Source organism: Burkholderia sp. GbtcB21 (assembly GCF_019091065.1).
In the GTDB taxonomy this organism is placed as follows: domain Bacteria; phylum Pseudomonadota; class Gammaproteobacteria; order Burkholderiales; family Burkholderiaceae; genus Burkholderia; species Burkholderia pyrrocinia_C.
Map to the genome: position 1 here is coordinate 373,049 of NZ_JAGXKA010000004.1, position 26,368 is coordinate 399,416.

Annotated in this window: 24 protein-coding genes and 1 pseudogene; 14 read left to right on the forward strand and 11 right to left on the reverse strand. The window is 68.0% G+C overall.

The features are described 5' to 3' along the window. Positions 1 to 40: 40 nt before the first annotated feature. Together KVT39_RS12645 and KVT39_RS12650 are read right to left on the reverse strand one after the other, a co-directional pair. Positions 41 to 1,345, reverse strand: a complete 1,305-nt coding sequence (locus tag KVT39_RS12645) for a HipA domain-containing protein (protein WP_217589203.1) — start codon at positions 1,343 to 1,345, stop codon at positions 41 to 43. Continuing rightward, positions 1,335 to 1,619 (reverse strand): helix-turn-helix domain-containing protein, encoded by a 285-nt coding sequence (locus KVT39_RS12650; RefSeq protein ID WP_217589204.1) that lies wholly within the window; start codon positions 1,617 to 1,619, stop codon positions 1,335 to 1,337. The genes KVT39_RS12645 and KVT39_RS12650 overlap by 11 nt, the downstream gene beginning before the upstream one ends. A gap of 422 nt (positions 1,620 to 2,041) precedes the next feature. Here KVT39_RS12650 and KVT39_RS12655 point away from each other — a divergent pair, with 422 nt between their 5' ends. The 7 genes and pseudogenes from KVT39_RS12655 to KVT39_RS37990 form a co-directional block, all read left to right on the forward strand. Further along, positions 2,042 to 3,277 carry a DKNYY domain-containing protein gene (locus KVT39_RS12655; protein ID WP_217589205.1) on the forward strand — a complete coding sequence of 412 codons (1,236 nt, stop codon included), beginning with the start codon at positions 2,042 to 2,044 and terminating at the stop codon, positions 3,275 to 3,277. Between the two features lie 167 nt (positions 3,278 to 3,444). Continuing rightward, the gene (locus KVT39_RS12660; RefSeq protein WP_175747863.1) at positions 3,445 to 4,374 is read left to right on the forward strand and encodes a TauD/TfdA family dioxygenase; all 930 of its coding nucleotides are present in this window, start codon (positions 3,445 to 3,447) and stop codon (positions 4,372 to 4,374) included. 46 nt (positions 4,375 to 4,420) lie between these two features. Continuing rightward, a complete protein-coding gene (locus tag KVT39_RS12665; protein ID WP_131949569.1) occupies positions 4,421 to 5,452 on the forward strand; it encodes an ABC transporter substrate-binding protein in 1,032 nt (343 codons plus the stop codon). 67 nt (positions 5,453 to 5,519) lie between these two features. Beyond that, positions 5,520 to 6,497, forward strand: a complete 978-nt coding sequence (locus tag KVT39_RS12670; protein WP_217589206.1) for an ABC transporter ATP-binding protein — start codon at positions 5,520 to 5,522, stop codon at positions 6,495 to 6,497. Next, on the forward strand, positions 6,494 to 7,381 hold the full coding sequence (locus KVT39_RS12675) for an ABC transporter permease (protein ID WP_217589207.1): 888 nt from the start codon (positions 6,494 to 6,496) through the stop codon (positions 7,379 to 7,381). Before KVT39_RS12670 ends, KVT39_RS12675 begins: the two co-directional genes overlap by 4 nt. Positions 7,382 to 7,553: 172 nt before the next feature. Continuing rightward, on the forward strand, positions 7,554 to 8,771 hold the full coding sequence (locus tag KVT39_RS12680; RefSeq protein ID WP_034184400.1) for an acyl-CoA dehydrogenase family protein: 1,218 nt from the start codon (positions 7,554 to 7,556) through the stop codon (positions 8,769 to 8,771). Positions 8,772 to 8,778: 7 nt separating this feature from the next. After that, a pseudogene (locus tag KVT39_RS37990) lies at positions 8,779 to 9,010 on the forward strand (nitrilotriacetate monooxygenase); the annotation flags it as partial. Between the two features lie 33 nt (positions 9,011 to 9,043). Here KVT39_RS37990 and KVT39_RS12685 read toward each other — a convergent pair. The 4 genes from KVT39_RS12685 to KVT39_RS12700 form a co-directional block, all read right to left on the reverse strand. Further along, on the reverse strand, positions 9,044 to 10,231 hold the full coding sequence (locus tag KVT39_RS12685; RefSeq protein WP_217589208.1) for an LLM class flavin-dependent oxidoreductase: 1,188 nt from the start codon (positions 10,229 to 10,231) through the stop codon (positions 9,044 to 9,046). Positions 10,232 to 10,346: 115 nt separating this feature from the next. Continuing rightward, positions 10,347 to 10,871: a c-type cytochrome gene (locus KVT39_RS12690; protein ID WP_034184398.1), complete on the reverse strand. Its 525-nt coding sequence runs from the start codon at positions 10,869 to 10,871 to the stop codon at positions 10,347 to 10,349. Next, the gene (soxC, locus tag KVT39_RS12695; protein WP_034184397.1) at positions 10,864 to 12,138 is read right to left on the reverse strand and encodes a sulfite dehydrogenase; all 1,275 of its coding nucleotides are present in this window, start codon (positions 12,136 to 12,138) and stop codon (positions 10,864 to 10,866) included. The genes KVT39_RS12690 and soxC overlap by 8 nt, the downstream gene beginning before the upstream one ends. Before the next feature lie 132 nt (positions 12,139 to 12,270). Next, positions 12,271 to 13,455, reverse strand: a complete 1,185-nt coding sequence (locus tag KVT39_RS12700) for a porin (protein ID WP_034184660.1) — start codon at positions 13,453 to 13,455, stop codon at positions 12,271 to 12,273. A 487-nt stretch (positions 13,456 to 13,942) separates the two neighbouring features. Here KVT39_RS12700 and KVT39_RS12705 point away from each other — a divergent pair, with 487 nt between their 5' ends. Further along, complete coding sequence (locus KVT39_RS12705) at positions 13,943 to 14,287, forward strand: DUF3088 domain-containing protein (RefSeq protein WP_105392424.1); 345 nt, start codon at positions 13,943 to 13,945, stop codon at positions 14,285 to 14,287. A gap of 53 nt (positions 14,288 to 14,340) precedes the next feature. After that, positions 14,341 to 15,348, forward strand: coding sequence for an ABC transporter substrate-binding protein (locus tag KVT39_RS12710; RefSeq protein WP_034184394.1), 1,008 nt, complete (start codon positions 14,341 to 14,343; stop codon positions 15,346 to 15,348). 230 nt (positions 15,349 to 15,578) lie between these two features. Here KVT39_RS12710 and KVT39_RS12715 read toward each other — a convergent pair whose 3' ends face one another. From KVT39_RS12715 to KVT39_RS12725, 3 genes are all read right to left on the reverse strand, one after another. Next, a complete protein-coding gene (locus KVT39_RS12715; protein WP_217589209.1) occupies positions 15,579 to 16,721 on the reverse strand; it encodes an FAD binding domain-containing protein in 1,143 nt (380 codons plus the stop codon). 39 nt (positions 16,722 to 16,760) lie between these two features. Next, entirely contained in the window at positions 16,761 to 17,636 is an 876-nt protein-coding gene (locus KVT39_RS12720) for an alpha/beta fold hydrolase (RefSeq protein WP_217589211.1), read from the reverse strand. A gap of 344 nt (positions 17,637 to 17,980) precedes the next feature. Beyond that, a complete protein-coding gene (locus tag KVT39_RS12725; protein ID WP_034184391.1) occupies positions 17,981 to 18,700 on the reverse strand; it encodes a TetR/AcrR family transcriptional regulator in 720 nt (239 codons plus the stop codon). A gap of 351 nt (positions 18,701 to 19,051) precedes the next feature. On the opposite strand from KVT39_RS12725, the gene KVT39_RS12730 reads away from it, so the two are divergent. From KVT39_RS12730 to KVT39_RS12740, 3 genes are read left to right on the forward strand one after another with little or no spacing between them, the layout of a single operon-like run. Next, positions 19,052 to 19,792: a YoaK family protein gene (locus KVT39_RS12730; RefSeq protein WP_105392429.1), complete on the forward strand. Its 741-nt coding sequence runs from the start codon at positions 19,052 to 19,054 to the stop codon at positions 19,790 to 19,792. A gap of 48 nt (positions 19,793 to 19,840) precedes the next feature. Beyond that, a complete protein-coding gene (locus tag KVT39_RS12735; RefSeq protein ID WP_034184659.1) occupies positions 19,841 to 20,782 on the forward strand; it encodes a hypothetical protein in 942 nt (313 codons plus the stop codon). A 14-nt stretch (positions 20,783 to 20,796) separates the two neighbouring features. Next, on the forward strand, positions 20,797 to 22,254 hold the full coding sequence (locus KVT39_RS12740; RefSeq protein ID WP_243566939.1) for an alginate export family protein: 1,458 nt from the start codon (positions 20,797 to 20,799) through the stop codon (positions 22,252 to 22,254). Positions 22,255 to 22,277: 23 nt separating this feature from the next. Here the strand turns inward: KVT39_RS12740 and KVT39_RS12745 are convergent, their stop codons facing one another. Then, entirely contained in the window at positions 22,278 to 23,183 is a 906-nt protein-coding gene (locus KVT39_RS12745) for a LysR family transcriptional regulator (RefSeq protein WP_217589213.1), read from the reverse strand. 132 nt (positions 23,184 to 23,315) lie between these two features. Here KVT39_RS12745 and KVT39_RS12750 point away from each other — a divergent pair, with 132 nt between their 5' ends. After that, the gene (locus KVT39_RS12750) at positions 23,316 to 23,966 is read left to right on the forward strand and encodes a DsbA family oxidoreductase (protein ID WP_217589215.1); all 651 of its coding nucleotides are present in this window, start codon (positions 23,316 to 23,318) and stop codon (positions 23,964 to 23,966) included. A 156-nt stretch (positions 23,967 to 24,122) separates the two neighbouring features. Then, on the forward strand, positions 24,123 to 25,109 hold the full coding sequence (locus KVT39_RS12755) for an MBL fold metallo-hydrolase (RefSeq protein WP_254640460.1): 987 nt from the start codon (positions 24,123 to 24,125) through the stop codon (positions 25,107 to 25,109). Positions 25,110 to 25,137: 28 nt separating this feature from the next. Here the strand turns inward: KVT39_RS12755 and KVT39_RS12760 are convergent, their stop codons facing one another. After that, a complete protein-coding gene (locus KVT39_RS12760) occupies positions 25,138 to 26,046 on the reverse strand; it encodes an AraC family transcriptional regulator (protein WP_105392464.1) in 909 nt (302 codons plus the stop codon). Between the last annotated feature and the right edge of the window lie 322 nt (positions 26,047 to 26,368).

The following is a 26,368-nucleotide window of genomic DNA, read 5'->3' on the forward strand; positions in this document are numbered from 1 at the left end:
CGTTTGTGCCGCTGCGAAATCGATATCCGCGCTCATCCGCTCATCCGCGCGCCTGACGAAGCGCGCGACCCATCTCCGCGATCGGCATCGACGCAATCGAATTCAGCAGGCGGATTTCCCCGGCATCGGGGCGGGCGATCTCGCGCACTTCGTCGAGCGTCTGCGCGACGCTGCGATCGAGCGGTTCGAGAAAGCGCCGGAGCTCGCTTTCGGCCGCCTTCTCCTTGAGCCCGAGCGCGTTGCCGAATGCGATCAGCGCGCCCATGTCGATGTCGGAGAACCGCGTCGCCGTGCCGAGCGGCATCGTCAGTTCGCAGTGCGGCCAGTGGTCGCCGCGATGGTCGGGCCGGTGCGTGGGCGTGTGATAGACGACCGTGCTGACGATGTCGTAGAACGGCGCAAGCCGGTAGCCGCGCGCGTCGACGAAGAACGACAGGTTTTTCAGGTGCGCGTCGCCGTTGCCGACCACCACGTTGAAGATCGTCCAGCGGAACACCGACAGGCGCGCGAGGGCGCGCGTGCTGGTCTGCCCGATCGCGCGGGCGAGCTCCTCCGCGTTCGCGCGCTGGTACTTGAAGCCGCGATCGTAGTTCAGCAGCTGCATCGCATCGATCGTGTGCAGGCGTCCGGCCGGCTGCGATGCGGTGTCGCGGTCGAAGCGGTCGATCACGTAGCACGCGGACGGTGCGCGAAGAAAATGCACGTCAGGAACGTCGAGGCCCATCCGCTTCGCAAGCTTCATGCAGAAGAACTCGTTGATCGCCGAATGCGGATAGCCGGCGGCGCGCATGTCCGGCTTCAGCAGATGCATCGACGGCTCGCTGCCGACCGGTTCGAACAGCGCATAGTCCGGCGCGTCGCCGCGCAGGATCAGCAGCAGCTTCTGCTGCGCGCCGGCCGCGGACATGCGCTTGGGCGCGGTGGCCGTCAGCGCGTGCTCGGGCATCGCCTGGATGCGGCGCTCGAGCTCGTCGAGCGCAAGCGGCTGCATGCTGCCGGCCGCTTCCTGCTCGCCTTCGGCCAGCAGCGTGAGCGCGCCGGCCGATTCGCGCCCGAAGTAGGCGAGCAGGCCCCACGCGTCGGCGGCATCGACCTTCGCCTCGCGCGCGAGCGACGTCCGCATGCCTTCTTCGGGCAGCAGGTTGTCGAAGAACCACTGGACCGGGCGATCGGTCGAGCTGTCGGTGAAGGTGCCGGCGCGCAGCGCGAACGCGGGCGACAGCGGGTACGCGTGCGGCGACGCGAGCCACTGCGCGTCGTACGTGAACGACCAGATGCCTTTGTCGTCGGTCAGCGTGCCCATGCGCAGCCCGTTCGCGGACGCGATCAACGTTCTAGCCGCCATGGCTGCTCCTGCGGCGTCGAGCCGCCTTGAGCGCGTTTTCCGCCGAAATCTCGATCGACGACTGCGCGAACAGGCTTACGCCCAGTTCGCCGAGCAGCAGCAGCACCTTGCCGATTTGCGCGGTCGGCTTCCCGGCCTCCACCTGGCTGATGAATTTCGGCGAGAGCCCCGTGGCGTTCGCGAGTTCGTCCCGCGTGAACCCCTGCTGGAGCCGCACGGAGCGAATGAGGTTGGCGAGGGCGCCGATCGTGTTGACGGACCGAGTCTCCGGCATGACGTTCTCCGTGCTTCGTATCTGAGCGGGAACAGTATTGCACAACTTGCGGGTTCGGGCATTGATTCGTATCCGTTCGGAAGCGAAAGTGCTCCACAGGTGACTGGATGATCGTTTCGTTCCCGAGCGGGAACCGGATGGCATCGAATCGCAGGCAACGGCATTTCCGTATCCGGGCGGATACGTGATTGGCGCGCAGGACGGAGCCGGCCGCGCGTGCAACCCGGGCACGGGACGGCGCGCATCGACGCTGACGCTACGTTGTGCTCGTCCGGACCGACATGAGCGTGCACGTCCGTCCGACGATCGTACGGCGCGCGTCAACGCCGCTGTGCAGCGGCCGGCAGCGCGCGTCGACATCGTTAGAATGACCGCGGCACAGCGGCCCATTCCGTGACCCGTCACCCGATCGACATGAACCCATGACCGTACAAGAACTCGAAAAACTGATGCGAAGCCTGTTCGACGACGACAGTCTCGAAGTCTTCGGCGAGACCGGCTACAGCCTCTCTTTCGTCGTGCCCGGCAAGGTCAAGGACGTCAAGGCGGCGCTGCTCGCGCGCACGGACCCGGCCGGATGGGACGGCGAGGCGGTGCACTGGTTCTACCGATGCGACGACGAGGACTGGGCACTGTATCTGCGCTCGATCCCGCATGCGGTGTCCTGCATCGCGACCGTGCAGTCGCTGCATGCGCTCCACATGCAGCGGCATCTGGACGCATCGGCGGTCACGCCGGAGCAGCAGGCGAGCTACGACGCCGAGGAGGCGCAGCGACAGCAGGAGGCCGAAGCCCGGCGCCGGCGCGACACGCGGACCGAGCCGCTTGCGCCGCTCGGCGGGCCGTTCCATACCGATGGCGAACGCGTATGGGCCCGCATCGGCAGCGAGCATCGGTATCGTGCGCTCAACAATTTCGATCTCGGCAGCTTTCGGCATCTGGTCGACAACTTTGCCGTCGATGCGTCGGGGCTGCGCTACTACGCGAGCGGCGCCGCGTTCGGCTACGACGACGAAGGCGAAGGGCTGATCGCCGACGGCGATGCCGCGACGCTGCAATCGCTGGGCGGCGACTGGTACCGCGATGCACGGCAGGCCTACTATTTCGGCCCCGATATCTACGATCGCGGCGAATGGCATCTGACCGCGGTCAACGCGGACGTCGCCAGCCTGACCCATATCGGCGGCGCGTACGCGCGGGATGCGAAGCACCTGTTCTGTGCCGGCGTGCGCAAGCGCGGCATCGCCGATCCGGCCCGCGTGGTCAGCCTCGGTTACCGGTATGCACGGCTCGGCGCGCAGATTCTTTACGACGGCAAGATCGTGACCAAGCCGGGGGGCATCGACGTCGAGACGGCGCGCGCCGTCTTTCACGACGTGCTGGTCGACGATGACGGCCACGTGCTGTGGGGGCAGAGCTATCGCAAGCCGTTGCCGGGGATCGACGCGAAAAGCCTGCGCTTTCTGACGCGGTTCTATGCGGTCGACGACCATCGCGTCTACTACCGGACCAACACGAACCTGGCCGTTTGCGACGGCGTCGATCGCGCGAGCGTGGAGGTCGTGTCGTCGATGAGCATCCGCGACAAACACGGGTTGATCGGCCTTGGGTATCCGGATGGCGTCGTGCGCGTGCCGGATTCATCGACGCAATCCTGAAGGTCCCGATCGGACGGTTTCGTGCGCGGCGCAACCGCCCGTTGCCGCCCGTATGCCCGAGCAGCGATCTTTATGACCGCAGCAGATAAACGTATCCGAATCGCTTCGTTGACGCAGTCCGGCACGCACTCGTAGATTCGCGTTTTGACCGAATCAGGGGCCGTGCCGTGACGACTACCGCCATCCGCGACGCTGCAACGCTTTCCGCCGGGCATCCGCCCGCATCTTGGCCGGGCGGTGCGGCGCAACGCTTCGACATCGTTCCGTTCGACGCGCCGCTCGGCGCCGAAGTGGTCGGCCTCGACCTGTCGCGGCCGCTCGACGCCGAAGGTTTCGCGCGCATCCATCGCGCGCATCTCGACCATCACGTGCTGGTGTTTCGCGACCAGCGCATCACGCCGGACGAGCACATCGCATTCAGTCGCCGCTTCGGCCCGCTGCAGATCCACGTGTTGCACCAGTTCGCGCTTGCCGGCCACCCGGAGGTGCTGATCGTGTCGAACATCGTCGAGCACGGCAAGCCGATCGGGCTCGGCGACGCAGGCCATTTCTGGCATTCCGACCTGTCGTACAAGGAGAAGCCGAGCCTCGGTTCGCTGCTGCACGCGCAGGAATTGCCGGCGGAGGGCGGCGATACGCTGTTCGCGAACATGCATCTCGCGTGGGACACGCTGCCGGCCCACCTGCGCCGCGCGGTCGACGGGCGGCGCGCCGAGCATACGTATCTCGCGCGTTATGCGGAACTGCAGGCGCGCAGCCCGTGGCGGCCGAACCTGTCGCCCGAGCAGATCGCGCAGGTCGATGCGGTCGTCCATCCGGTCGTGCGCACGCATCCGGAAACGGGCCGCAAAGCGCTGTTCGTCAGCGAGCATTTCACGACGCGCATCGTCGGCCTGCCCGACGACGAAAGCCGCGCGCTGCTCGACGAACTGTTCGCGCACAGCGTGCGCGCCGAACACCTGTACCGGCACCGGTGGCGCGAGCACGATCTCGTGTTCTGGGACAACCGTTCGCTGATGCATCTCGCCGCCGGCACGCCCGACCATCTGCGCCGCAAGCTGTACCGCACGACGATCGAAGGCGACGCGCCGTTCTGAGCCGCGTGCCGCGTCATTCTTCCGCCCCATCCTGACCGGAGTTCCGATGTCGTTTTCGTTTTTGCCGGCGCGCCGCGCGCTGGCGGCCACGCTCACCGCCGCGCTCGCGTTTGCGGGCACGCTCGCACCGCACGCCGCGCATGCGGAAGGCCGCATCCGCATCGCCGAGCAGTTCGGCGTCGTCTACCTGATGCTGAACGTCGCGCGCGACCAGCAACTGATCGAAAAGGAAGGGCGCAAGGCCGGCCTCGACATCAAGGTCGACTGGGTGCGGCTGTCGGGCGGCGCGGCCGTGAACGACGCGCTGCTGTCCGGCGCGGTCGATATCGCGGGCGCGGGCGTCGGGCCGCTGCTGACCGTGTGGGACCGCACACGCGGCCGGCAGAACGTGAAGGGTGTCGCGTCGCTCGGCAATTTCCCGTACTACCTCGTCAGCAGCAACCCGAACGTGAAGACGATCGCCGACCTCGGCGCGAAGGACCGCATCGCGGTGCCGGCGGTCGGCGTGTCGGTACAGTCGCGCGTGCTGCAGTACGCGGCCGCGAAGCAGTGGGGCGACAAGCAGTTCGACAAGCTCGACGCGCTCACGCAGGCGATTCCGCATCCCGATGCGACGGCCGCGATCCTCGCGAACAGCAGCGTGATCACCGGCCACTTCGGCAATCCGCCGTTCCAGGAGCAGGAGCTTGCCGGCAACCCGAATGCGCATATCGTGCTGAATTCGTACGACGTGCTCGGCGGCCCGAGCTCGGCGACCGTGCTGTACGCCACCGAGAAATTCCGCGACGACAACCCGAAGACCTACCGCGCGTTCGTCGCCGCGCTGGCGGACGCCGCGCGGCAGATCGCGGCCGACCCCGAGCGCGCGGCCGATACCTATATCCGCGTGAACGCATCGAAGATCGATCGTGCGCTGCTGTTGAAGATCCTGCGCAATCCGCAGGTGCAGTTCAAGACCGCGCCGCAGAATACGCTGCCGCTCGCGCAATTCATGCATCGCACCGGCGCGATCCGCAACGAGCCGAAGTCGTGGCGCGACTACTTCTTCGACGATCCGGCGACCGCCGGCGGCAGTTGAGCGGTGCCGCCGCTTCGACGCCGCGATCGACGCTTATGCGTCGGCACGGTTTCGATATGCGCAATCGTTGGTTGGTCCGCGCGATGCCCGGCCGTATGTTGACGCTTTACCCGCAAGAGATCCGATCGTGAACGCCACTTCTCCCCGAACCTGGCTGCCGCCGTATGCGGCGCGCGGCGGCGCGTCGGCCGCCGCCCAGGCCGCGCCCGATGCGCGCGCGGCGATCCGGCCCGCGCAGGCCGGCGCGCACAGCGAACGCCTGCTCGCCATCGACCGCGTGAATCTCGAATACCGCAGCGGCGCGCGGATCGTTCGCGCGACGCACGACGTGAGCTTCGACGTGTACGGCAGCGATCGCTTCGTGCTGCTCGGCCCGTCGGGTTGCGGGAAGTCGACGCTGCTGAAGGCGATTGCCGGCTTCATCGAGCCCGTGTCGGGTTCGATCGCGCTCGATGGCCTGCCGGTGCGCGGGCCGGGGCCCGACCGCATCGTGGTGTTCCAGGAGTTCGACCAGTTGCCGCCGTGGAAGACGGTCGTCGAGAACGTCGCGTTTCCGTTGCGCGCCGCCGCGAAGCTGTCGCGTGCCGAAGCACGCGAACGCGCGCTGCACTATCTCGACAAGGTCGGGCTGAGCGCATTCGCCGATGCGTATCCGCACACGCTGTCGGGCGGCATGAAGCAGCGCGTCGCGATCGCGCGCGCACTGGCGATGCAGCCGCGCGTGCTGCTGATGGACGAACCGTTCGCCGCGCTCGACGCGCTCACGCGCCGCAAGATGCAGCAGGAACTGCTGCGGCTGTGGGACGAGTTTCGCTTCACGCTGCTGTTCGTCACGCATTCGATCGAGGAAGCGCTCGTCGTCGGCAACCGGATCCTGCTGCTGTCGCCGCATCCGGGGCGCGTGCGCGCGGAACTCAACAGTCACGAGCACTCGCTCGACAGCGTCGACACCGGCGACTTCCGCGACAACGTCGCGCGGATCCATCGCCTGCTGTTCGATACCGATGCAACGGGCGCGCCGACGACGGAGGAAGCCGCATCATGAGCACGATCGATCCGGTCCTGCCGCCGCTGCCGCCCGTGCGCGCCGAATACGAACGCACGCTCGACACGCTGCCCGACGCCGAACGCGCGGCGCCGGCCCCGCTGTTGCGCCGCATCGCCGGCGCGGGCTGGTTCCGCCGCAGCGTCATCGCGCTCGTGCTGATCGCCGTATGGGAGATCGTCGCGCGGATCGTCGCGAACGATCTGCTCGTGCCGACCTTCTGCGCGACGCTGGCCGCGTTCGTGCAGGGCATCGAGTCGGGCGAACTGCTCGTGAAGACGGGCATCTCGATGTCGGTGCTGCTGCGCGGCTACGCGCTGGGCGTGTTCTTCGCGTTCGCGCTGACGTCGCTCGCGGTTTCGACGCGCATCGGCCGCGACCTGCTGACGATGCTCACGTCGATGTTCAATCCGCTGCCGTCGATCGCGTTGCTGCCGATCGCGCTCTTGTGGTTCGGGCTCGGCACCGGCAGCCTGCTGTTCGTGCTCGTGCACGCGGTGCTGTGGCCGCTCGCGCTCAGCATGTACACGGGCTTCGCCGGTGTGCCGGCCACGCTGAGGATGGCCGGGCGCAACTACGGCCTCACGGGCCTGCGCCAGATCGCGCTGATCCTCGTGCCGGCCGCGCTGCCGTCGATCCTGTCGGGCCTGCGCGTCGGCTGGGCGTTCGCGTGGCGCACGCTGATCGCGGCCGAGCTCGTGTTCGGCGCGAGCGCGGGGCAGGGCGGGCTCGGCTGGTACATCTTCCAGAACCGCAACGAGCTGTATACCGACCGCGTGTTCGCGGGTCTCGCGGCCGTCATCGTGATCGGCCTGCTCGTCGAGAACCTCGTGTTCGACACGCTCGAACGCGCGACCGTGCGGCGCTGGGGCATTCAGCACTGATGCGATGGTGCGCCGCCATTCCCGGCGCACGCATAACAAAAGCTGAAATCGGTTTTTCGCGCGCGGCGGGTGCATCCCTATACTTTGCGGTGCCGCGCGTGCGCCGTGTCGCGAATGCCTCGACCACGCCACGCAGCGACGCTCCCGATCTTCTCGCATAAGGAACCGCCGAATGACTGCCCGTGATGCCGTCGACCCGCGCGACGCGTTGCGCGACGCGCTCGCCGCGCTGCCCGATCTCGCGAACGCGATCGGGCAGGATGCCGCGCAACGCGAAGCGCGTCGCGAGCTGCCGTTCGAAGGCTTCGCGATCTTCCGGCGCTCGGCGCTGGGCGTGCTGCGGATTCCGGTGGCGCGCGGCGGCCTCGGCGGCACGCTGGTCGATCTGTTCGACACGATCGCGACGCTGGCCGCGGCCGATTCGAATCTCGCGCACGCGCTGCGCATCCACTACGACATGACCGAGACGCTGAGGCTGTCGCCGCGCACGCCGTTCAACGACGTGCAGCTCGAACGTGCGCTGGCCGGCGCGATCTTCGGCGGTGCGTCGACCGAGCGCGGCACGTCGCGGCCCGGCGAGAACACGACCGTGCTGCGCCGGGACGGCGCTCATCATCGCGTGACGGGCCGCAAATACTATTCGACGGGCACCGCGTTTGCCGATTTTGCGCGCATCAACGTGGAGAACGAGCAGGGCGACGCGCTTGCCGTGATCATTCCGGTCGCGCGCGACGGCGTGCAGGTGCTCGACGACTGGGACGGGATGGGGCAGCGCATGACCGCGAGCGGCAGCCTGCTGCTCGACGACGTGCAGGTGTTCGCGGACGAAGTGGCCGCGCGCGACGGTTCGTCGCTCGTCGGCCGCCATTGCGGTGCGCTGCGGCAGCTTCATCTGGTCGCGACGGGCGCGGGAATCGTGCGCAACGTGGTCGCCGATGCGCGCCGCTATGTGCTCGCGCACGGCCGCCCGGCGCTGCACAGCCCGGCGCCGACCGCGCGCGACGATCATTTCATCCAGCAGATCGTCGGCGAACTGTCCGCGCACAGTCACGCGATCGACGGGCTCGTGCGCGAAAACGCGCGGGCGCTCGACCGCTCCGCCGACGCGATCGAGGCCGGCGACGCCGATGCGCATGCGCTCGTGCTCGACAGCGCGCTCGCGACCGCGCGCACGCAGTTGATCGTCAGCAAGCTCGCGTTGCATGCGGCCGAGCGGTTGTTCGAAGTCGGCGGCGCGTCGGCGACGGCGCGCGAACACAACCTCGACCGGCACTGGCGCAACCTGCGCACGATCTTCAGCCACAACCCGTTGCTGCACAAGGCGCGCGTGATCGGCGACTACGAGTTGAACGGCGTGACGACGCACCTGACCGAAGGGCGCGTGTTCTGATCCGGCCGCGCGCGGCCATGCGCAACTCGTCGGTACGGCGGAGCAGATCGTCGACCCGCTCGAGGAGCGGTTCGTGCGCTACGGCGCCGACGGCTACAGCGTGATGGCGCCGACGCTGCCCGGCGGGCTCGACGATTTCATCGCGCTGGTGCTGCCCGAGCCTGCGCCGCCGCGGGTTGTTTCGCAGCGACTATGCGGGCCGCACGCTGCGCGACCACCTCGGGTTGCAGCGGCCCGTGCGCCGCGGCGCGCGACGCATCGGCCGCCTGACTTCAGCGCCGCAACCCGGCGTCGCGCAGCAGCGGCAGCACGCGCTCGCCGAAGAAGTCGAGATCGGGCTTGAAGTCGTAGAAGCTCAACTGGATCCCGTCGATGCCCGCGCGGTGCAGTCGCACGATGGTGTCGGCGACTTGGTCGGGCGAGCCCGTGATCGAGATATTGCCGCCGATTGCGCGTGCGGCAGCCTGCGAGCGCTGTTCGAAGCCGCCGCGCCACGCATGCGCGTCGCTGTCGAAGCGATGGAAGCTGCCTTCGTCCGCATGCGCGACGATCGCGTCGCGGTACGCGCGCGCTTCGGCCGCCGTCTCGCGGCAGATCACGAGCGGATTGAGCAGCGTGCGGATCGTCCGGCCGCGTGCCGCGGCGGCCGCCTTCACGCGTGCGGTATGCGCGGGCAGCGCGTCGAGCGCGAGGTCGACGTCGGGGCCGGCCGGGCTCGTGACGAATACGATGTCCGAATAGCGCGCCGCGAAATCGATGCCCGCGTCGGAGCCGGTCGCGTTGATCAGCAGCGGGCGGCCGTAGCGCGGCTTCGGTGTCACGAATGCGCCGCCCAGGCGCCAGCTCGACAGTGCGGGCGCGTAGCTGAAATTGTCCGGTTGCGCCCACAGCTGCTGGACCGCGTCGAGGAATTCGGCGGCCATCTCGTAGCGCCGGTCGTGCTCGATCCGGTTCCAGCCGAACATCTCGTGCTCGATCGCGCGATGGCCGGTCACGACGTTGATGCCCCAGCGCCCGCGCGAGATGTGATCGAGCGTCGCGGTGAATTTCGCGAAATGCAGCGGATGCCACGGCCCGTAGAGCACATGGCTCGTCGCGACGAGGATGATCCGCTCGGTGCGCGCGGTCAGCGCGGCCAGCGTCATGAACGAGTCGAGTGCCTGGCCGTCGAACACGCCGCCGTAGCCGCCTTTCGGCAGCCACTGCGACAGTGCGAACACGAGATCGAAGCCGAGCGCTTCGGCGCGCGCGACCAGGTCGGCGTTGTAGTCGAAGGTCCAGTCGGTCGAGCGCGGCAGCGTCGATGCGCTCCATCCGCCGGCCTGGATCGGCAGGAACAGCCCGAGCATCAGCGGTTGCGCGAGCACGCGCGACACCGGGCTGTCGGGGAAATCCGCCGGCGAGCGAACGTCGACGAACGGCGACGATGCGACGGGGGCGGCGAGGGTGGTTTCGCTCATGACGGGTTCCTTGCGAGGAGTGTGCACGCTGAAGCCGAACGAAGACGAGGCGCACGCGCTGCGGCGGTTCGCGCGGGAACGATTGCGGATTGCATGGCGAGCGGATCGCGTCGCGTCATAACCGGCCCGGCCTCGGATCGGGCACGAAACCGTCGCGGTTCGGCATCTTCACGCGCGGCAGCGTGCGTGCGTCGAGCCGCGCGTCATCGGGCACGATGCCGTTCAGGTGCAGTACGTATGCGGTGACCGCGTAGACGTCGTCCGCGCTCAGCGATTGCGGCGCGTTGTACGGCATCGCACGGCGGATGTAGTCGAACAGCGTCGTCGCGTAGGGCCAATAGCTGCCGACGGTCTTTTTTGGTTTTGCACCCGCGAGCGAGCCGATGCCGCCGACGAGCGGATCGCCGACGCCACCTTCGCCGCCGGCGCCGTGGCACATCGCACATTTGTCCGCGAACACATGGCCGCCGCGCGCGACCGTGCCCGCGCCGGGCGGCAGGCCGCTGCCGTCGGGTGCGACGTCGATGTCCCACGCGGCGAGCGCAGCGCGATCAACAGGCTGCCCGAGGCCGAAGCCTGCGCCGAACGCGCTTGATACGACCGTGGATGTGGCGACGAGAAAGGCGAGCAGCTTACGCATTGCGCACCTCGCCGTCCGTGCCGACGCGCCAGTTCTGGATGCCGTTGTAGTGGTACTGCGAATTGAGCCCGCGCGCGGCGACGAGCGCGTCGCGGGTCGGCTGCACGTAGCCCGTGTCGTCGGTTGCGCGGCTTTGCAGGTCGGCCGGCTCGCCGTTCCAGACCCAGTCGGCCTCGAAGCGCGTCAATGCGCGATCGCGCACGTCGCCCGCGAGCCGTGCGGGTCGCCACGTGCGGCCGCCGTCGGTCGATACGTCGACCGCGCGAATCCGGCCGCGGCCCGACCACGCATAGCCGCCGATCGGGTGATAGCCGTGCGCAGCGAGACGATGGCCGGCCGACGGCCGCGTGATCACCGACTTCGCGTCCATCTCGAACACGAACTGGCGCGCGCAGCCATCGGGCAGCAGGTTCGTGTATTTCGACGTTTCCTCGCGCGTCATCTCCGGTGCGCGAACCAGCTTCAGCCGCCGCAGCCACTTGATGTTCGTGTTGCCTTCGAAGCCCGGCACGATCAGCCGCACCGGGTAGCCGTTCTCGGGGCGCAGCCGTTCGCCGTTCTGCGCATAGACGACGAGCGCGCGCTCGAGGATCCGGTCGAGCGGCAGGCTGCGCGTCATCGCGGCGCCATCGGCGCCTTCGGCGAGCAGCCAGCGCGCGGACGGATCGACGCCGGTTTCGTCGAGCAGCGTCGACAGCCGGACGCCGGTCCATTCGCAGCATGACAGCAGCCCGTGCGTGAACTGGACGGGCAGCCCGCTCGGGCCGTTCCATTCGCTGCCGGTGTTGCCCGAGCATTCGAGGAAGTGGATCCGCGATTCGGACGGGAAGCGCAGCAGGTCGTCGATCGTGAACACGCGCGGCTCGCGCACGAGGCCGTGCACGACGACGCGATGGCGCTGCGCATCGATCTCGGGCACCCCGGCGTGATGACGCTCGTACACGAGGCCGTTCGGCGTGAGGTCGCCGAACAGGTCCGCGAGCGGCGTCATCGACGAGCCGGAGCCGGGCAGCGCAGGCGTGCGGGCGCTGCGGCGGATCACGTCGCGTTCGTGCGGGCCCGGCACGCCGTACGGCGGCGACAGCAGCGGCGCGCCCGGCGAATGCGTCCACGCCGGCACGTCCAGCGGGGAGAGCGGAGCGAGCGGCTGGCTCGCGAGCGCGCCGCCGGCAGGCAGCAGCGCGGCGGCCCATCCGCCCGCGAGCTGGCGCAGCGCCGCGCGCCGGCCGGTGCGCGGCGGGCGGGAAGGAAAACGGGAATCGGTCATGGTCGAACGCGTATCGCGTGCGGCGGCCGCACGCGGGGAAACGGACATTTTCGGCAACCGGGCGCGACGCGGCAAACAACGATTCCCGCTTTGCTTATCGTGCTTATCGCGCGGCGCCCGCTGCGCGTGCCGTCAGAACTTCACGCGCAGCCCGCTGACGATCGCGACCTGGCGGTTCGTCGACGACGCGCTGCCGATGTTCGAGATCGCCGCGACCTTGCGATAGCCGCCCGACGTTGCCGTGCTCGGATCGCCGGCCGCGAGCTGGTAGATACCGGACAGGTAGAGATCGGTGCGCTTCGACAACGCGTAGTCGAACCCGAGCGTGAACTGGTGCCAGCGCGGCTTCAACGTCTGGCCGCCGGTGCCCGGCAGGCTGCTCGCGCGTCCGTCGGTGAACGTATAGACGCCGATCAGCGTGGCCGCCGGCGTGATCTGGTAACGCGCGTTCACGTCGTAGTTGTTGAACTTGCGCGACGAGCCGTCGACATAGTCGAGCTGCGTGTGGCTCCATGCGAAGCCGAGCGTCGCGCGGCCGAGCGCGTAGTTCGCGCCCACGGCGCCGATCTGCTGCTTGAGCACGCCGCCGTTCAGCCCGTAGAAGAACGCGCCGCTGTAGTCGTTGCCGGTGGTCGAGGTCGCGCCGCCCACCGCGCCGCTGGTATTCGACGTCGCGTTCGGATGATTGAGCCGCACGTAGCCGCCGCCGACCGACAGCGGGCCGTTCACGTAGTTCGCCGACACGCCCCACGCGTTGTTGTTCGAGAAACCGGTGCCCGCGCCGCCGTTCGCCTGGTTGCTGAACGCATAAAGCAGGTCGGCCGTGAAGCCGGCGATCGTGTCGCTGCGGAACTTCACCGCGTTGTTCAGCCGGAAGCTCTGGTTCAGGTTGTCGTTGTCGCCGACGTGCGTGGCCGGCGACCAGAAGCCGGACCCCGAGTACTGCGCGACGAGATCGGTGATCGGCTCGTACTGGCGGCCGAACGTCAGCGTGCCGAGCCCCTTCTTCGCGAGGCCCACGTACGCGGAGCGGCCGAACAGGCGGCCGCCCTGGCCGAGCCCGCCGTCGCTCGGCCGGAATCCGCTTTCGAGCGTGAAGACCGCCTGCAGGCCGCTGCCGAGATCCTCCGCGCCTTTCAGGCCCCAGCGGCTGCCGCTCAGCTTGCCGCTCGTCTGCTGGATGTTGCTCGCGCCGCCCTGGTTGTTCGTATAGGCGATACCGGCATCGACGACGCCGTACAACGTGACCGAACTCTGCGCATGCGCGCCGGCCGAACCGATCGAAACCAAACCCAGGACTACCGATTTTTTGATCATGACCATCCTCTGTTTTTATGACTACGTCTGCGAGGATCACGATGCTATTGACGACGGGCGCTGCGCTGAACGGTCGATCCGTGGTTTGTAAATCGCGGCGCGGCGGATTTGCAATGTGCGTTGCCGCACGCTCGACATGTGCGTCGCGATCGCGTCCGGCGCGCATGCTGCGGCGAACGCATCGCCCCGACGGCGAACGTCGAGCGCCGGAAACACGCGGCTGCGGTCATATCGATCGATGAAATCGTTCGATATCCGCAATGCATGCGGTTCGGCTCGCGATGCTTTTATGCAACGGACTCTTGTGCGGCGAACGGCCGATGCGCTATGCGAGGCCGCATATCGATTTCGCAAAACGTTGGTAGGGCAGTGCGATGCGTGACGGTAGAGTCGGGCATCCGGTCGCGGGCCGGCATGCTCCGGGAACACGAGGGCGCCGACGTGCGCGTTCGTCCCGGTCGTACAACGAACACGGGAGCCGTTTGACATGAGTCGCGATGTACTGTTTTTGCTGGAACCGGGCTTTAGCGATCCGAAGCATCCGGGCCGACGCTTCGTCTGTCCGCATGGACTGTCGATCGAAGGGCTGCTGGCGAGCGCGCCCGACCATGCCGGCCGCATCGACGTGAAGCGCATCGGTTTCGAGCGGCCGCGGCATGCGGTGATCGACGCGCTCGACGACGCGCACCAGGGCCTGCCGGTGCTCGTGCTCGGCCGCGACCAGCCGGCGCCGGACGACGCGCAGACGCTCGGCGACGTGCGCTTCGTCACCGACGCGCGGCGCATCCTCGAACTGCTGGCCGAACGCCACGGATTTCCGGTGCTTCATTGATACGACGGTTTTCACTTCTTATCCGATTCCTATCCGACTGACAGGAGCATCCGATGTCGTCAATTTCGGCGGCGCGCCGCCGCCTGCTGCTCGCCGGTGCCGCGGTCGTGTCGGCCCCGTTGGCCCCGTTTTCCGCAAGGGCCGCGTTCGCTGCGCCGGCCGTCAATGCCGATCTCGCCGGCACGACCTTGCGCGTCGCGACCTACAAGGGCGGCTGGCGCGCGCTGCTGCAGGCGGCCGGCCTCGGCGACACACCGTACCGGATCGAATGGCGCGAGCTGAACAACGGCGTGCTGCATATCGAGGCGCTCAATGCGGATGCGCTCGATATCGGTTCGGGTAGCGAAATTCCGGCGGTGTTCGCGGCGCGCCAGAAGGCCAATGTGCGGTTCATCTCCCGCGCACGCGAAGACCTGAACAACCAGGTCACGCTCGCGCGCAAGGACACGCCGATCCGCGGCATCGCGGAACTGAAGGGCAAGCGCGTCGGCTACGTGCGCGCGACGACGTCGCACTATTTCCTGTATCGCCAGCTGGCGGAGGCCGGCTTGAGCTTCGACGACATCCAGCCGATCAACCTGTCGCCGACGGATGGGTTGTCCGCTTACGATCGCGGCGACATCGACGCGTGGGCGATCTACGGCTACAACGGCCAGCTCGCGCGCAATCGCTACGGCGCGCGCGTGCTGAAGACGGGGAAGGGTTATCTGTCGGGCAATTTTCCGGTCTACGCGAACCCGCGCACGCTCGACGATGCGCGCCGTCGAGCAGCGACGGGCGATCTGCTGCTGCGGTTCCGACGTGCGTATGCGTGGGCGAACGGGCATTTCCGCGACTATGCGCTCGTGCAGAACCGCGAGACGCGCGTGCCGGTTGCCGATCTCGTCGCGATGTTCGAGCAGCGCAGCGACGACTATGCGCTGCTGCCGGTGACGCCCGACGTGGTGGCGCAGCATCAGCAGGTCGCGGATGTGTTCGCTCGTATCGGCGTGCTGGACGGACCGGCGAATGTCGCGCCGTTCTGGGATACGTCGTTTAATTCGTTGGTTGCGGCGGGTTGAGGCGGTGCAGCGGTAAGACGCCCGTGTGGCTTCACGGTTTCAAGCCCGACGTGGGCCTCGTCGGGCGACCCGGCGCGACCGGATCAGGAGAACGTCGTCGCGTTCGAATGAAATCGGCGCCCGGTTCGAGCATCTGAAAAATAAGAGGTTCGTCACCGCGTTGCAGGTCGACGGCGGTATGTCGAAGACCATCGCATGATCGAACGATGCACCGCGCGTCCGATCGCCGGTCACGCGCGCCCCATGATCCGGTTGCCGAGCGAGATGCCGAGTTCGGACAGCGACGCATTGGCGGCAAGCTGACGGGCCTCCCAGCCCGACAGCGCCGCATCGAACGCAGGGCCGCGCACGACGCCGCGCAGCGCGTCGGCGAGACCGACCGCATTCTCCGCCGCTTTCGCGACGCCGGCGGCCGTGTGCGGCCGGACGAGGCAGGCCGCGTCGCCGAGCAACACCGCGCGGCCGAACGCCATGCGCTCGACCGCGAGATCCAGGATCGCCTGCGCGAACGGTGCCTGCGTTGCATCGACGAGCGCGGCGAGCGTCGGCGCAAGCATCCGGCGGCCGGCATCCACGAGTTCGAGCCGGTTGTCGTCCCGCATCGCGCCGGGCGGCAGCGACCCGTCGCGCTGCGTGCCGTCCTGCGCGAGGAACAGCGACGGCAGGCGATCCGCTGCGAGCCGCCGGTACCAGACCCAGTTCACGCGTCGTTTGCCCGGTTCGATCGCGCCGTCGCGGCCGGGCACCAGATAGGTCAGGAACAGATGCGCGTCGCCTTGCTGAAACGTGAAGCGGTCGCGCAGCACCCGCAGTGCCGTTTCGGGAAGCAGATGCTCGTCGACGAGCCCGCGCCACGCGACATAACCCGCGTACGCGGGCCGCGTGTCGGGAAGCAGTTGCGCGCGGACGTTCGAGCGGCCGCCGTCGGCGCCGACCAGCAGGTCGGCCTGCTCGACGCGGCCGTCCGCGAAATGCGCGATCACGCGGTCGCCTTCCTGCGCGAACCGCTCGAACGATACGCCGGCGTGCACGACGCCGGCGGGCAGCGCGCGCTTCAGGGCCGTGTAGATCACGTTCCACGCGGTCTGCGTTTGCGGCATGTACAGGCGTTGCACGATCCGGTCGTGTTCGTCGAGATAGATCCGGTCGACCGAATCGACGCCCGCATCGCGCGGCACGGGCACGCCGCCGAACGTGAATGCGCGTTCGATCGGCGCTTGCAGCACGATGCCGCCGCCGCGGCTGTCGAGGTCGTTCGGCGATTGCTCGAAGACCTTGACGCGCCATCCGGCCGCCCGCAGCGCGGTGGCCGTGAAAAGCCCGCCCACCGATCCGCCGATGACGACCGCCAGCGGGCCCGAAACGTCGCTCATGATTGCTTTCTCCCGATGATCCTTCGCGCGCGCGGCGGTTCAGCCTTCCCAGTGCTGCAGGAAGTCGAGCAGCAGCGCGTTCACGCGCTCCGGCTGCTCCTCTTGCGGCAGGTGGCCGCACTGCGCGATCGGCTCGGCACGCAGGTTCGTCGCCATGCTTTCCCACACGGATTTCATGTCGAACATCTTGCCGACCGCATAAAAATCCTCGCCCCAGATGGCCATGGTCGGGCATGCGATCCGGACGTCCGCATCGACGAGATCCTGCTTCACGTCTTCCGCGTTCGCGCGATAGTCGGCCAGTGCGCCGCGCACGGCGCCCGGGCGTCGATACGCGCGCACGTACGTGTCGAACGCGTCGCCGGAGATCGCGTGCGGGTTGTAGCACCAGTCGGAAAAGAAATAACTCAGCCATTCGGCTTCCTTGCCGGCGATCAACGCCTCGGGAAGGTCCGGCACCTGGTGGAACAGGAAGAACCAGTACGCGCGCGCCGTTTGCGCGGTCATGTTCTGCGCGACGATGCGCGTCGGCACGTTGTCCATCACGACGAGCCGGTCGACGCGTTCGGGGAAGTCTTTCGAGAAACGCGTTGCGACGCGTGCGCCGCGGTCGTGCCCGACGAGCGCGATGCGGCCGATGCCGAGCGTGTCGAGCAGTTCGGCGAGGTCGCGCGCCATGTTGCGTTTGTCGTAGCCGGCGGCCGGCTTGTCGGTTTCGCCGTAGCCGCGCAGGTCGGGCGCGATCACGCGGTAGCGCTGCGCCAGCGCGGGGATCTGGAAGCGCCATGCGAAGCTGGTTTCCGGGAAACCGTGCAGCAGCACGACGACGGGCCCGCTGCCGGCATCGATGTAATGCTGGCGGATGCCGTTCGCGGTGACGGTGTGATGGGTGATCGAAGGCGTGGCGATGGTCATGTGACGGTCCCTGTCCGGTTCGTCCCGCGCACGGCAGGCGCGGGCGCGAATACTTGTCGAGGATAGGCGAAGCGCGCGGCGTGCCGGATAAATTGTTCTGAATTCGTCTGGTAGCGCGCGCGGCCGGGCGTCGACCGCTGCATCACGATCACGTTGTTGCCTGGTGGCCGGTGCCCCTTGATCGTCGCGTGAATCGCGTGAATCGCGCCGCAAGCGGCGGTCCGACGGTCGGCGCGACCGACCAAGGAGCCCGAGTGCGAAAATGCCGGATGCCGATTCGACCGTCATCGAGCGTCGCGCCGCAGTTGCACGCGATCCGCGCGCGATCGCCGGCCGCCGCCGCGTCACGCGCGCCGGCGGCGCCGGCCGGTCGCGCCCGACGCGAGCTGCTTCAGCGTAGCGGGCGTGCCGTGCAGGAATGCGTCGATCAGCCGTTCGATTTCGGTATCGAGATCGTCGGGCACCGGCAGGCCGTAGACCCATTTGCGGACGCCGAAATAGAAGATGCTCGCGTGCAGGCTCCAGACCAGTTCGATTTCCGCATTGCGCTGGGCCTCCGTCGCCGGCGTGGCGATGTCGTATTCGTACCGTAGCTCGCGCAGCACCGGCAGGAATACGCGTTCGCGCAGCCGCGACAGGTAGCGCGTGTTGAACCCCTCGCGGCTGAGCCCTGCGAAGATGAAGGTGCGGATCCATTCACGCCGCAGGATGGTTTGCGCGTACGCGCGGTAGAACGCGACGAGCCGCTCCTGCAGCGGGACCGCGCGATCGGCGATCAGCTTTTCCCAGTCGGGATCCCACGTATAGATCTCGTCGTAGACACGATCGATCAGCGCTTCCTTGCTCGGAAAGTACCGGTACAGCAGCGGCTGGGTGACGCCGATCTGCCGCGCGAGCTCGCGCGTGCTGCCGGAAAAGCCGTGCGTCGCGAAGTGCTCGATCGCCTTCTCGACGATCTGACGCTCGCGCGCTTCCGGCGCGAGCCGGCGGCCCGGCGTGACGGCGTTGCCGTCGGTGTCGGTCCCGGGCTCGCGGGCCGGCGTGCTGCGTTTTCTTTCGGTCATTCGTCGGCTCCTGATGGCGCGCATGCCTAAACTATCGATCGAAAAATAACACGATCGGGGCCGCGAATACGGTTTGCAGCGCGGCTTTTGTTGCGGCGCTGAATTCCTTGCGGGATCGCCCTGCGTCGAACCGGACCGGCGCCTCCGTCCTGCGCGCGAGCAGGCGGATTCAGAAAATTTCAGGCCGCCGCCAAGACATTCAGGCCGGCCTTCACTACTCTAGCTTCCGAACCGCCGCATGGGCCGGATGCCAGTCGGCAAGCCGGACCGGTCGGTGAAACCGGAGCGGAACATGCTTTATCTGATCTCGTCGGGCGCCGACGCAGTCGACACATTCCAGGAAACCGGCTCATGCCTTCGCAGCAAGTAACCGCGGGCGCCGCCGCCGCCGCGCCCGATCACGTGCGCGGCGAGGACGTGTTTCTCGCGTCGATCGCCGGTTATGTCGACACGCTCGGCTTCGTCGCGCTGTTCGGCCTGTTCACCGCGCACGTCACCGGCAACTTCATCCTGATCGGTTCGGGGCTGGCGGGCGTCGGGCAAGGGCTCGTGATCAAGTGGCTCGCGTTTCCGGCCTTCATCGCCGGCATCGTCGGCGCGCGCGTGCTGGACCATCGGATGCGCGTGCTGGGCCATGGCGTGCGCGCACGTTCGCTGTATGCGCTGCAGGCCGTGCTGCTGGCCGGGTTCATGCTGGCCGGCGTGATGGCATCGCCGATCGCCGACGCCGACGCGCCGAGGACGATCCTGTGCGGCCTGCTCGGCGCCGCGGCGATGGGTGTCCAGAACGCGCACGGCCGGCTGACGGCCCGCTCGGTCGTCGCCAACACGGTGATGACGGGCAATGTCACGCAGGCAGTGATCGATGCGTTCGACTGGCTCGTGCCGCTCGCAGCGCCAGCCGAACGGGACGCCGCGCGGGTGCGGCTGCGGCGCACGCTGCCGCCGGTCGCGGGCTTTGCGCTCGGGGCGGGCGCGGGGGCGGCGGCCTATGTGTTCGCCGCCTTCTGGGCACTGGCGCTGCCGCTCGCCGCGCTGTGCTTCCTCGCCTATCAATCCGGTCGGCCCGACACGCGGCCGACGTCACGCTGAATGCGCGCGCAGCATACGGCTGCGCTTGCCACTTTCAAGGAGAATTCGATGTTTGCACTGAAGTTGCGACAAGTATTGCGGATGACGGCCGCGTCGACGGCCGTGCTCGGCGCTTTGCTGGCGACCGCACCGGCTCATGCCGACGAGACGCGCCTGCTGGAGACCTCGTCCGCGAAGGTGCCGGCCGTCGCGGTCGGCCCGCAATACGACACGACGCACGTGTGCGTCGCACCGGAGGATTTCGACCGCTTCACCGACAGCTTCGTCGCGACGTTCGGCGGCAAGAAGTCGAAGCAGGGCGTGTTCCAGGTCACGCCGACGCCGAGCCAGACGATGTCGCAGCTGGTGCTGACGCCGGTCGGCACGGTCTCGGTGTTCGGCTTCAAGACGCCGATTCCGTATCCGTTCTGCGAGGAGCGCACCGGCTATCTCGTCACCGACATGGACGTCGCGGTGAAGTCGGCGCGCGCGCACGGCGCGGACGTGATCGTCGACACGTTCCCCGATCCGATCGGCCGCGACGCGATCGTCCGCTGGCCGGGCGGCGTGAACATGCAACTCTACTGGCACACCCAGGCGCCGAAGTATGACCCGCTGCAGACGGTGCCGGAAAACCGCGTGTACGTGTCGCCGGAAAGCGCGAGCAAGCTGGTGCACGACTTCGTCGCGTTCTCGCGCGGCAAGGTCGTGTCCGACGTGCGCAAGGCGCCGGGCATCGAGATCGGCCGGCCGAACGACACGTATCGCCGCATCCGCATCGAGTCGGGCTTCGGCAAGATGACCGTGCTGGCTACTGACGGCCATCTGCCTTACCCGTTCGGCCGCGAGATGACCGGCTATGAAGTGCAGGATCTGGCCGCGACGCTGAAGCAGGCGCAGGCCGCGGGCGTGACCGTGCTGGTGCCGACGTTCACGTCGGACGGGCGCGATGCGGCGCTCGTGCAGTTCCCGGGCGGCTACGTCGCCGAGATCCACGCGCGGTCGAAATGATGGGCCGCCGGCCGATGAGACGGGCGTGGCGGCGCGTGCTGCCGGCCGCCGTGCTGGCGGGCGGCGTCGCGACGTGCGCCGGGACGGCGGCCGGCGCCGAGGAAGCCGCGGCGGCCGATGCCGCGGCGCCGGCCTCGACCGCCGGCGCGACGTGTACGGCCAAGCGGCCGACCGTGCTGTTCAACCGTTGGCAGGAAGACTGGTCGGCACTCGCGGATCCGTGCGTGCCGCGCAAGCCGCTCGATGCGCTGAAGTACATCCCGCTGGGCGCCGACCCGTCGACCTACCTGTCGCTCGGCGCGAACCTGCGCGAGCGCTTCGAGCTGAACAACGCGCCGCTGTTCGGGCTCGGCGCCGCGCATGACGACAATTACGTGATCCAGCGTGCGACGGTGCATGCGGATCTGCGTTATGCCGGGCATTTCCAGGCGTTCGTCCAGTTCGTCGATGCGCGGCCGTTCGGCAAGGATACGGTCGGGCCCGTCGACAAGGATCAGCTCGATATCGAGCAGGCGTTCGTCGCGTATGTCGATCAAATTGGCGGCGGCACGCTCAAGGCCCGCATCGGCCGGCAGGAGATGGCGTTCGACTTGCAGCGGTTCGTGTCGGTGCGCGACGGGCCGAACGTGCGCCAGGCGTTCGACGCGCTGTGGGCGAACTACGAAATCGGCAAATGGCGGCTGATCGGCTATGTGACGCGCCCGGTGCAATATCGCAACGACGCGGTGTTCGACGACGTGTCGAACCGGCACCTGCGATTCGACGGCGTGCGCGTCGAGCGCAGCGGCACGGGCCCCGGCGACCTGTCGGCCTACTGGTCGCGCTATACGCGCGACAACGCGCGTTATCTCGCGGGGGCCGGCACCGAGCGGCGCGACGTGTTCGACATGCGCTACGCGGGCAAATCCGGCCGGCTCGACTGGGACGTCGAGGCGATGCTCCAGACGGGGCACATCGGGCAGGACACGATCGGTGCGTGGGCGTTCGGCGCGCTGGGGGGCTATACGTTCACGAAGACGGCGGGCACGCCGCGCATCGGCATCCAGGTCGACGGCGCGTCGGGCGACAAGCATCCCGGCGACGGGCGCATGGGCACCTTCAACCCGCTGTTCCCGAACGGCTATTACTTCACGCTGGCCGGCTACACCGGCTACAGCAACCTGATTCACGTGAAGCCTTCGCTGACGTTCAAGCCGGCCAGCAACGTGACGGTGCTGACCGCGGTCGGTTTCCAGTGGCGCGAGTCGACAGCCGACGCGATCTACGGGCAAGGGATGTCGGCGGTGCCGGGCACGGCCGGCAAGGGCGGTTCGTGGACGGGCATGTATGCGCAGGCCCGCGTGGACTGGCTCGTCAATGCGAACGTGGCGCTAGCCGTCGAGGCGGTGCACTTCCAGATCGCCAACTCGATTCGCGCGCTCGGTGCGCGCAATGCCGACTATGTCGGCATGGAAGCGAAGTTCGGCTGGTAATGCGGCGCGCCGCGCCGCGCGGCTCAGTGCTGCGCGCGCGCCAGCGCTTCGACAAAATCGATGAACGCCGTCACGCGCTTCGAGCCGCGCTGATTCGGCAGGTAGAGCGCGGTGACGACCGAGCGCGCCGCATCGGGCGTGACGTCGTACTGTTCGAAGAGCCTGCGCAGGCGGCCCGATTGCACGTCGGCATCGACCAGCCAGTCAGGCAGCAGCGCGATGCCGGCGCCGTCGAGCACGGCATCGCGCAACACCTCGCTGTGATTCGACTTCAGGCGCCCGGCGACGAGCACTTTCGTCGTGCCGTGCGCATCGGCAAACGTCCACGCCTGCTGGTCGCCGCCGAAGTGAAAGCGCAGACACCCGTGATCGACCAGCTCGCCCGGCGCCGATGGCGTGCCGTGCGCATCGAGGTAGTCGTGGCTCGCGACCACATAGCGCTGGAACGTGCCGAGCGGCCGCGCGACGACTTCCGCGGACGGCGCCGCTTCGCCGAGCCGGATCGCGACGTCGATCCGACCGGCGACGAGATCGACGCGTTCGTCGGTGAGCTGCAGGTCGAGGTCGAGCTTCGGATAGCGTGCGAGGAAGGCCGCGACGTGCGGCGCGATGCGGCGCACGCCGTACGCGACCGGCACCGACACGCGCAGCGGTCCGGACGGCTCGTCGCCGCGATCGGAAACCAGTGCGTCGGCTTCCGCGAGTTCCTCGAGCAGCCGCTTCGCGCGGGCGTAGTACACGGAGCCGGCATCGGACAGCGTGACCTGTCGCGTCGTGCGGTTCAGCAGCACGGTGCCGAGCGACGCCTCGAGCGCATCCACCGCGCGCACCACCGACGACGCCGCGAGCTCGAGGCGCCGTCCCGCGCTCGAGAAGCCGCCGGCTTCCGCTACTTCCACGAACGCGCGCAGCGCGGAGAATTTGTCCATGTCGTCGCCTTTGTGACTTCGTGTCTTTGTGCCTTTGTGCGCGCCGCAACGATGCATTGCGTGCCGTTCGCATTCTATCGTCGGCCCGCACGCGCTATCTTCCGGACTGCAATGTACAGGAAGGAGCCTGCGATGAAACCCCTCGAAGTAACGGTGATCTACGACCTCATCTGCCCGTGGTGCTGGATCGCGGAGCACCGGCTCGCGGAGGCGATCGACGAAGCCGGCCTGGCCGGCCACGTGAGCGTCCGGTTCGTGCCGTTCGAACTGAACCCGTCGATGCCGGCCGGCGGCATGGACCGCAAGGCGTACCGGAGCGCGAAGTTCGGCAGCTGGGCGCGTTCGCAGGCACTCGACGCGCATGTGGCCGAGGCCGGCCGGGCGGCCGGCCTCGTGTTCGATCATGCGCGGATCGCACGCACGCCGAACACGCGGCTTGCACACCGGCTCGTCTTGTTCGCCCAGCAACGCGGCAGCGCGGTCGCGCTCGTCGACGCGTTGTTTGCCGCGTATTTTCGCGACGGCCGCGATATCGGCGACGCGGACGTGCTGGTCGAGATTGCGGCCGGCGCCGGTTTGCCGGGCGACGCGGTGCGTGCGTTCCTGGCGTCCGGCGAAGGGCTCGACGCGGTGGTCGCGCTCGAAGCGCAGGCGGTGCGCGAAGGCGTCGCGTCGGTGCCGTCGACGCGCATCGGGCTGTCGGTCGTCAGCGGCGCGCAGCCGGCTGCCGTCTTTCGCGATGCATTGATTGCCGCGCAGCACGCGCGTGACCGGGCCGCCTGAATCCGGGCCGGCGCCGCCGGGGCCCGGCCTTCAGAACGATTCATGTCCCGCTCAGGATTATTGAGAATCCGGCCGGTAAGCTCGGTGTCGCGTGCATCTCGCCGGCCGGGCCGGCCGGGCGGCGCGCAACGTCGATACGCAACCCGGGAAACGGACATGAAGAACCTGAACTGGCGCATGCGCGCGGCGCGCTCGGGCCGCATGCTGCTCATCGCGTGGTGCACCGGCATCCTCGCATCGGTCGCGTTCGCGGGCGAGCCGGGCGGCGGCAACCAGGCCCCCGGTTTCTATCGGCAGAAGCTCGGCGACCTCCGGATCGTCGCGCTGTCCGACGGCACGCATCCGTTTCCGGTCGATACGGTCTTCCGCGATGTGTCGAAAGACGACATCCGGCGCGATCTCGATCGGGAGTTTCTCGAGCCGCCGGTACAGGGGTCGATCAACGCGTTCCTGGTCGATACGGGATCGAAGCGGATTCTCGTCGATGCGGGCGCCGGCGTGCTGTATGGCGACTGCTGCGGCAAGCTGCTCGCGAACCTGCGCGCGGCCGGCTATGCGCCGGAGCAGATCGACGAAGTGTTGCTCACGCACCTGCACAAGGATCATGTCGGCGGCATTGCGTCGAACGGCAGGATGACCTTTCCGAATGCGGTCGTTCGCGTGAACGAGATCGAAGCGAATTACTGGCTCGATCCGGACAACAAGGCACAGGCGCCGGCGTTCCTCGCGTCGTTTTTCGATGCGGCGGCCGCGTCGGTCGCGCCGTACGTCGCGGCCGGACGCTTCAAGACCTTTCGCGGCGAAGCGACGCTCGCCCCCGGCATTCGCGCGGTGCCGATGCCCGGCCATACGCCGGGCCATACGGCCTATCTGATCGAGAGCGGCAACGCGGGGCTGCTCGCGTGGGGCGACATCGTGCACGTCGCGGCGATCCAGTTGCAGGATCCGGACGCGACCGTCCAGTACGACAGCGATGCCGATGCGGCGCGCCGCACCCGGCGCGCTACGCTGAAGCGCGTCGCGGACAAGCGTTATCTGGTCGGTGCCGCGCACATCGCGTTTCCCGGGCTCGGGCATCTGCGCAGGGACGGGGAGCAGTACGACTGGGTGCCGGTCAATTACGACGCGACGCCGCTTCAATGACGCGCATGGCGCGCGCGTGGCGGCTGCTTCAGCGCGACAGTTCGCGCCGCCATGCGCCGGGCGGATGGCCGACGATGCGCGCGAACACGCGGTTCAGGTGGCTCTGGTCCGCGAAGCCGCAGGCGGCCGCGATTTCCGCGAGCGTCATGTCGGTCGTCTCGATCAGTTGCCGGGCGCGGATCACGCGCTGTTCGAGCAGCCATTGATGCGGCGTGCGGCCCGTCGTGCGCGAGAACGCCCGGATGAAATAGCCGCGCGACAGATCGCATTCGTTGGCCACTTCCTCGATCGATACGCCGAGGTTGGCCTTTTCCATCAGCAGTTCCTTCGCGAGCGCGGCCTTGGCCGGCGACAGCAGGCCCTTGCGCTGCAGGTCGCGCGCGTGCGCATTGCCGTAGCGGCATGCGAGATGCGTGCCGATCGCGAGCCCCATCTGCTCGACGAACAGCGTGTTCAGCGCGCCCGGCGCGTCGAGGCTGTGGGCGACGGCGTGCGCGAGATGGCCCAGCACCGCGTCCTGCGTGTCGGGCGCGCAAGTCAGGCCGCCGATTTCCGTTCCGTCGTGCTCGCGGCCGAGACGGTCGAGGTAGCTGCGCGACAGCTCGACGAGCAGGAAGTCGAACTTGCCGTACAGGTCGGCGCGGAAATTCCGGGAAAAGTCGCGAATGTAGATCGAGTTGTTTTGAAACCGCCGCTCGGATTTGCCGGCCCCGCCGTAGATCGTGCGCCGGTGCCCGCCATTCAGCGACACGCCGATCAGGAAGCCGCGGTCGCTGGCCGCCATCTCGATGCGCTCGAATTGCTCGTCGCGCATGCATTTGCGGTGCAGCGTCAGGCCGCCGACCGACCTTTCAATATCCTTGGACAACAGGGTCGAGATGCATCCGAGCGTGTCTTTCGGCGTGGGCGCCGGTGGCGCGGCGAGGGGGGCTGGCATGGTGGAACGATCCTTCGATGGGGTGCGGTGCGCGAGCATCCTGGTTGCGTGCAGTGTATAGCACGGCCGACAGGCCCAAGATAACTTGAATAAATGTCCGCTGGCTGACGGAATGCTTGAGGCGGTCGATCCATGCCGCGCCAGGCCCGGCCGGCCAGCGAAGGCGCGATTCCGATCGATGCTGCCCCATTTGCAATCGCGCGCCGCGGGTTTGGCGGCATACCTTTCTGCACGGCGCCAGCGCATTTTCCTTCAAGATTTTTGTTTAACCCGCGTTTACACTCGGCCCACTTTTTGAGACTTTGCGCCCGGCCTGCAGGGC